This is a genomic window from Gracilibacillus sp. HCP3S3_G5_2 (assembly GCF_052063305.1).
Taxonomy (GTDB): Bacteria; Bacillota; Bacilli; order Bacillales; family Amphibacillaceae; genus Gracilibacillus.
On the sequence record NZ_JBQHXU010000005.1, the window covers coordinates 281,659 to 288,560 of the forward strand.

Annotated in this window: 7 protein-coding genes; 2 read left to right on the forward strand and 5 right to left on the reverse strand. The window is 39.0% G+C overall.

Annotation, left to right across the window (positions count from 1 at the left end):
- Positions 1–12 precede the first annotated feature (12 nt).
- From ACTNEP_RS10110 to speE, 3 genes are all read right to left on the reverse strand, one after another.
- On the reverse strand, positions 13–1,050 hold the full coding sequence (locus tag ACTNEP_RS10110; RefSeq protein WP_441161807.1) for an AimR family lysis-lysogeny pheromone receptor: 1,038 nt from the start codon (positions 1,048–1,050) through the stop codon (positions 13–15).
- Between the two features lie 76 nt (positions 1,051–1,126).
- Positions 1,127–1,999: an agmatinase gene (gene speB, locus ACTNEP_RS10115; RefSeq protein WP_441161808.1), complete on the reverse strand. Its 873-nt coding sequence runs from the start codon at positions 1,997–1,999 to the stop codon at positions 1,127–1,129.
- Positions 2,000–2,014: 15 nt separating this feature from the next.
- Positions 2,015–2,842, reverse strand: a complete 828-nt coding sequence (speE, locus tag ACTNEP_RS10120) for a spermidine synthase (RefSeq protein WP_441161809.1) — start codon at positions 2,840–2,842, stop codon at positions 2,015–2,017.
- 186 nt (positions 2,843–3,028) lie between these two features.
- On the opposite strand from speE, the gene ACTNEP_RS10125 reads away from it, so the two are divergent.
- Positions 3,029–5,137 (forward strand): transglycosylase domain-containing protein, encoded by a 2,109-nt coding sequence (locus ACTNEP_RS10125; protein ID WP_441161827.1) that lies wholly within the window; start codon positions 3,029–3,031, stop codon positions 5,135–5,137.
- Positions 5,138–5,276: 139 nt separating this feature from the next.
- Here the strand turns inward: ACTNEP_RS10125 and ACTNEP_RS10130 are convergent, their stop codons facing one another.
- A complete protein-coding gene (locus tag ACTNEP_RS10130; protein ID WP_441161810.1) occupies positions 5,277–5,789 on the reverse strand; it encodes a YwhD family protein in 513 nt (170 codons plus the stop codon).
- A 147-nt stretch (positions 5,790–5,936) separates the two neighbouring features.
- Here ACTNEP_RS10130 and ACTNEP_RS10135 point away from each other — a divergent pair, with 147 nt between their 5' ends.
- Positions 5,937–6,119, forward strand: coding sequence for a 2-hydroxymuconate tautomerase (locus ACTNEP_RS10135; RefSeq protein WP_441161811.1), 183 nt, complete (start codon positions 5,937–5,939; stop codon positions 6,117–6,119).
- Positions 6,120–6,167: 48 nt separating this feature from the next.
- On the opposite strand, the gene ACTNEP_RS10140 is transcribed toward ACTNEP_RS10135, so the two are convergent.
- Complete coding sequence (locus tag ACTNEP_RS10140) at positions 6,168–6,791, reverse strand: hypothetical protein (protein WP_441161813.1); 624 nt, start codon at positions 6,789–6,791, stop codon at positions 6,168–6,170.
- Positions 6,792–6,902 lie beyond the last annotated feature (111 nt).

Here is a 6,902-nt window from a genome sequence, read left to right on the forward strand (position 1 = left end):
TCATTCATCCTTTTATTGATCAAGAGCGTTTAGCGCCTCAAGTGGTAATTTCGCATAAAAATAATCATCACGTTCTTCAATAAAACGTTGATAAGACGTACGTAATAATTGTTTATCCTGCTTGGCCCGTCCTAAATAATATTGTTGAAAAGGAGTAAGCTCTTTGAACTTTTCTAAAATGCGGATACACTTTTCTATCTTATTTTCGGCCAATGCAATATGAGCCTGTTCTGCCTTATCTTCACTCGTAATACCTTCTGTTCTTTTATAATATGCGGCGATAAAAGGAAGGGTAAAGTTTTGCAAACCGTACAAAGCCCGCTCATTTTGTAATTGCGTGGCCAATTCTATTGCAACAGAAACATGATACATTGCCTGTTCATAGCTTTCGAATAAATAACCTTGTGCCAACGTATTATGGATATCAATTTTTTTATGTGGATTATTGGTTTCATTTAATAATTGATAGCCATATTTACGAGACAAAATCAGTTCATTCCGCTTCCAATGATAAATAAAAAGGATCTCATTTAATCTCGATTCAATTAAATCGTATAATAAAGGATCTGTTATATGCAGCAGATTTTGTCTAATTAATTGCTTAAAAGTTCCGATTTCACCATATTGGTGTGTATCAAAATAACTATATATATAAACAAGGTCCCGAAGAATCTTTAATGAATATTCTTCCTCATTTATCTTTATACGATTAACGGTTTGGATATAATGCACAGGCATATCTGGCTTTAATTGTTTCGCTCTCAATATTTTTCGATCATACATGATTTGATAAATTCGTGATGTTTTACGAACAAGCTTGTTTTTTGCATACATTGTCTTATCTATTAATAGCCTCAACTCGTCCAATAATCCATTGGCATACAAATATTCCATGGCTACGCATTGATTTGCCCCATTCTCACTATTTAGACAAATTTCACTCATATCTTTCCATTCATTTGGCTGACCTTTTAGTTGTTGATAAACGACATGTAGTGGCATTTCTGTATCATTCGACAAAAATCCCATCACCATTTGTTTTCTATTCATGTAATAAATATCCCCACTCCAATATAAGCTGTAACATATTTTATCATATTGCATGATAGTTTACATTTGATGTGACTTACTTTACCCATCCTAGTAATATTTCACGCACAAATTTACTAGCAGCTATTACTGTTTGTTCACTAGGATCATAGTTAGGAGCTACTTCTACAAGGTCAGCACCGACGACGTTGATAGCAGACCGCGCAATTAAATGGATTGCTTCTAACAATTCCTTAGAGGTAATTCCTCCCGCTTCTGCAGTACCAGTACCCGGTGCAAAAGCTGGATCCAATACATCAATGTCAATCGTGACATAAACAGGACGACCAGCTAATCTCGGCAAGATTTCTTTTAACGGCTCCGCTACATCGAACTTTGCCATATACATGCCGCTTTCCTCTGCATAACGAAATTCCTCGCGATCACCAGAACGAATACCAAAGGAAAAAACATTTTCCGGTCCAATTTTTTTACAAACTTTCCGAATCGGTGTGGAATGAGACAATGGCTCGCCCTCATATTCCTCCCGCAAATCTGCATGGGCGTCAATGTGAATGACAGCAAGATCTGGATATTTTTCATACATTGCTTCTATAATTGGCCAGCTGACAAGATGCTCGCCACCTAATCCTAACGGGAATTTTCCTTTTTCTAGAATTTGATCGACATACTTACGGATCATTGTAAGGCTTCTTTTCGGATTACCAAAAGGTAGTGGGATATCTCCCGCATCAAAATAGGTTACTTCTTCTAAATGACGGTCTAAATAAGGACTATATTCTTCTAAACCAATTGACGCCTCACGAATTCGATTCGGACCAAAACGTGATCCTGGACGGAAGCTAACAGTCCAATCCATCGGCATCCCGTAGATTATTGCCTCAGCAGCTTGAAAATCTGGTCTGGACATAATAAATACTTTTCCAGAGTAGGCTTCTTCAAATCGCATTTACCTCTTCCTCCTCTATAGAGTTAAGTCTGCTACAAATTTCGGCAGAACAAAGCTGGCATGGTGTAACTCTTTTGTATAATACTTTGTTTCAATATTAAAAAAACGCTCCTCTTTCACTTTTAACGGATCATGAATTTTACTTCCGATCGTAAACGTCCACAAACCACTTGGGTAGGTAGGAATATTCGCCGTATACAAGCGCGTGACAGGGAAAATCTCTTTTACATCCGCATATACCTGACGAATTAAATCTGCTTTAAACCAAGGGTTGTCTGTTTGTGCGACAAAGATACCATCGTCCTTCAATGCTTTGGCAATTCCTGCATAAAAGCCTTTCGTAAAAAGGTTAACTGCTGGTCCGACTGGTTCTGTGGAATCGACCATTATCACATCATATGCCTTTTCACTTTCTGCAATATGCATAAAACCATCCGCTACACGTACTTCCACACGGGGATCATCTAATTTGCCAGCAATAGAGGGCAAATATTTTTTGGAATATTCAATTACTTTTCCGTCGATATCTACAAGAACAGCTTTTGTAACAGAGGCGTGTTTCAGAATTTCACGAATAACTCCACCGTCTCCACCCCCGACAACCAATACTTCTTTCGGATTAGGGTGTGTAAACAATGGAACATGTGCGACCATTTCATGGTAGACAAACTCATCCTGCTCTGTCGTCATAACCATGTCATCCAAAAGCAACATGTTACCCCATTCCGCTGTTTCGATCATATCGAGCTTTTGGAATGCTGTTTGCTCCGTATGGTGCGTTTTATTCACTTTCATCGTGATGCCAAAGTTTTCTGTTTGTTTTTCGGTAAACCATAGACCCATCTGGATCGCTCCTTTATCTATATCCAATAATTATTTTAATAGTAAACAATACTATTCTAGAGTTTTTCCGTAAAAAATCAAGTCATTCTTACATCTTATATGTTTATACCTGTTCTGTTTTATCCATAATGCTAATATAAGTTTTTCACTCACACAAAAAAATGGAGGTGTGGTCAGGTGAAACGCATGCGTAGGAGAAGGAGAAAAAAGAAACTTTTGTTAAAATTAGGGGTCTTCTTTGTATTAATGGCAGGGTCTTGTGTTGCAGTCCTGTTGATTGCGAGTTTTTTACTAGGCCCACCTTCGTTAGACCGTCCGCAAAATACTATTTATTACAGTAATGACGGTGAAGTAATCGGAGAAGAATTTGGCACCGAAAAAAGATATTGGGTACCACTTGATGAAATAGATGATCGCTTGGAACAAGCAACGGTCTTGACAGAGGATCAACATTTTTATGATCATTTCGGTTTTGACCTTAAACGTTTAGCTGGTGCAATCTGGAATGATATTCGGACGATGTCGTTAAAAGAAGGCGCAAGCACGATTACCCAACAGTATGCCCGTAACCTTTTTCTTTCACATGAGAAAACATGGAAACGGAAATTATACGAAGCTTTCTATACCATTCGCTTAGAAATGTTTTATGACAAGGAGGAGCTGTTAGAGGGGTATTTAAACACCATCTATTTTGGCCATGGCGCCTACGGTATCGAAGCTGCAAGCAGATTCTTTTTTGATAAATCTGCAGCAGATCTCAGTTGGGCAGAAGCAGCTATGCTGGCAGGAATACCGAAAGGACCGACACACTATTCGCCTTTTCATGATTTCGATAAAGCCAAGGGCAGACAGGAACTGATTTTATCCAATCTTCATGACAAGAATGTGATCGATGATGTCACATACGAAAAAGCCTTGAATGAAGAATTAACTTTTTCTGAAGATCGTATGATTACCACACAAGGTGTTGCACCTTATTTCCAGGATGTCGTTGTCAATGAGTTGCAAGCGTTACTGGATGTAAGTATGGAAGATATTCGTTCCGGAGGCTATCAAGTTTATACCACTTTAGATTTGGAACAGCAGCAAGCAATGAATCAAGCATCTACTATAATCGATGCTAATTCGGAAATTCAACTTAGTGCCGTTGCAATGGATCCAAGTTCGGGAGCTGTTACTGCACTTGTTGGTGGACGGGATTATGAAACTTCTTCTTTTAATCGGGTAACACAGGCAAAGAGAATGCCAGGTTCGGCTTTTAAACCTTTTCTTTATTATACAGCTCTAGAAAATGGCATGACCGCGGCCACGACTTTAATGAGTAAGCCGACGACTTTTGAGTTAGCTGATGGTAAAAGCTATCAGCCTAGCAACTATAATGATTATTATGCCAATCAACCAATCACAATGGCACAAGCAATGGCTCTTTCGGATAATATCTTTGCTGTCAAGACCAATCTTTATGTAACACCAGAACGATTTGCACGAGTAGTCAAAGATAAATTCAACTTTAAAAGTGAGTTAGACCCCGTCGCATCACTTGCATTAGGAACAGAAGTGGTAACGATGGAAGAGATGGTAACAGGCTACAGTATCATTGCCAATGGCGGTCTTGATGTAGAAAGCCATACCATCATCAAAGTGACAGACGCATATGGAGAAATATTGTATGACAGGGAAGAAGAACAGACAAAAGACCAAGGATGGGGCCTTTTCTCCAAACAGGATGATGATCAAGTATTGAGAGAAGAGTATGCATATATACTGGCTGACATGATGAAAGGGATGTTCGAAGAAGAATTAAATGGTTATATGAGTGTTACTGGGGCATCTATAGCCGATAAGCTATCACACGAATATGCTGGTAAATCAGGAACAACTAATGCAGATAACTGGATGATTGGTTTTACACCTGCTTTAACTGCCGGAGTCTGGGTTGGTTACGATGACAATCGAGATATTGTCCAAACAAGTGACCAGCAATACGCGAAGGAAGTATGGGCGTCCTTTATGGAGTCCGCTCATGAAAATTTACCAGAAGAAGATATTGTTAAGCCTGAAAATGTGGTGGAAGCGTCGATAGATTTAAATACTGGTTACCTCGCATCAGATGAATGCGGCCAAACGCATACGATGTTATTTGTGAAAGGAACAGAGCCTACGAAATATTGTACAGTTCATTTAGAAGACTATAATCAGGAACATCCTGAAGACCTGGAAGAAATGATACCGGAAGATCGTTTATTAGAAAACTGGTGGGAATGGCTATGGACTGGAGAAGAAGATGAGCACTAAACGGAAAAAGGCTGGGCAAATGCCCAGCCTTTTCCGGTCCTAGTAACGAAGAGTTACCATGTGTGTATATTTTATAAAAAATTGATCTCTTAGGACAAGTATAATTGTCCATTTTCAGATAATGTTCACAAAATGTTCACTATTCTGGTAATGCCTGTTTTAATTCATCTGAAGAATTTTCCCACATTTCAGGGTCGAATTCCCGTAAGAAATCACCTAATAATTTTTGCGATTTCGCATCCATATGATCGACAATCACATGTCCTTTCATCGATTTATCCATATTATTCACATGCTCTGGCATGGATTTATAGGCACGTTTAATGGAACGATCGACACGAATTTCACAGCCTGTTACACCATGATAGTATGGGCCATTTTCTCCCCGTTCCACCGTTACCCAGACAATCCAGTACAATTTACCGTTTGGTACGTCTTCTTTATTAGGAAGAAATTTCACACGACGTTCCACTTCACTTCTCGCATGCATAGCTCCCATATCTACAAAAGCACGATCTTCATTTGGGTCGACAATCACAGGGGAGATATTCTCTAAACTAATCGATCCGACACCATATCCACCATGCCCGTCCGTGGAATCGTCCTTCATGATCGTAAATTGATTGGATTTCTTTTTCTTTTCTTCACTCATGACAATCCTCCTACTGATTTTACTATTTATTGTAGCATGTTTGAAAAGGTGTTTTCATCTTCTTTGTTTCCCTTTTTTTGTGTTTACGATACAATGATATGGAAAAACCCCTAGGGTACTTATCTTTAAAAAAAGGAGAGAATACATATGCCATACGTGACAGTACAAATGCTAGAAGGAAGAACAGATGAACAGCGTAAAGCATTGATTGAAAAAGTAACAGATGCGGTGGTGGAAACAACTGGTGCATCTCGTGATAAGGTTGTTGTGTTTGTGGAAGATATTGATAAGCGTAATTACGGTGTTGGTGGCAAACGTTTAATTGACTGAGAAGTTATTAGAGAGGATGAAGGACAGTTTTTCTAGATTGGATGCTTTTTAGTCCTTCATCCTGCTTATGATAGACACTTTTTCCCGATTTAATGTTCTTTTGTCCTTCATCGGGGCTATGATGGACACTTTTTCCCGATTGGATGTTCTTTTGTCCTTCATCGGGGCTATGATGGACACTTTTTCTCGATTGGATGTTTTTTTGTCCTTCATCAGGGCTATGATGGACACTTTTTCCCGATTGGATGTTTTTTTGTCCTTCAACGGGGCTATGATAGACACTTTTTCCCGATTGGATGTTCTTTTGTCCTTCATCGGGGCTATGATGGACACTTTTTCTCGATTGGATGTTCTTTTGTCCTTCATCGGGGCTATGATGGACACTTTTTCTCGATTGGATGTTTTTTTGTCCTTCATCGGGGCTATGATGGACACTTTTTCCCGATTGGATGTTTTTTTGTCGTTCATCGGGGCTATGATAGACACTTTTTCCCGATTGGATGTTCTTTTGTCCTTCATCGGGGCTATGATGGACACTTTTTCCCGATTGGATGTTCTTTTGTCCTTCATCGGGGCTATGATGGACACTTTTTCTCGATTTAATGTTCTTTTGTCCTTCAGATTCCATTCTTTTTCTATTCCTATTCCTTCCCAAAAAAAATAACCCGTCATGGTACCGACCCCCGAAAGTTAGAGTAAAAAACCTAACTTTCGGGGGTGTTTTTATGGTCAAATATAGTGAAGAATTTAAAGTAAAGCTTGTCACCGAGTATTTGTACGGGA

Excerpts from the sequence above, each read along its gene's own strand:
- ACTNEP_RS10140 (WP_441161813.1), bottom strand. The coding sequence starts at position 6,791 with ATGACGGGTTATTTTTTTTGGGAAGGAATAGGAATAGAAAAAGAATGG.
- speB (WP_441161808.1), bottom strand. The coding sequence starts at position 1,999 with ATGCGATTTGAAGAAGCCTACTCTGGAAAAGTATTTATTATGTCCAGA.
- ACTNEP_RS10135 (WP_441161811.1), top strand. The coding sequence starts at position 5,937 with ATGCCATACGTGACAGTACAAATGCTAGAAGGAAGAACAGATGAACAG.
- speE (WP_441161809.1), bottom strand. The coding sequence starts at position 2,842 with ATGGGTCTATGGTTTACCGAAAAACAAACAGAAAACTTTGGCATCACG.
- ACTNEP_RS10130 (WP_441161810.1), bottom strand. The coding sequence starts at position 5,789 with ATGAGTGAAGAAAAGAAAAAGAAATCCAATCAATTTACGATCATGAAG.
- ACTNEP_RS10125 (WP_441161827.1), top strand. The coding sequence starts at position 3,029 with ATGCGTAGGAGAAGGAGAAAAAAGAAACTTTTGTTAAAATTAGGGGTC.
- ACTNEP_RS10110 (WP_441161807.1), bottom strand. The coding sequence starts at position 1,050 with ATGAATAGAAAACAAATGGTGATGGGATTTTTGTCGAATGATACAGAA.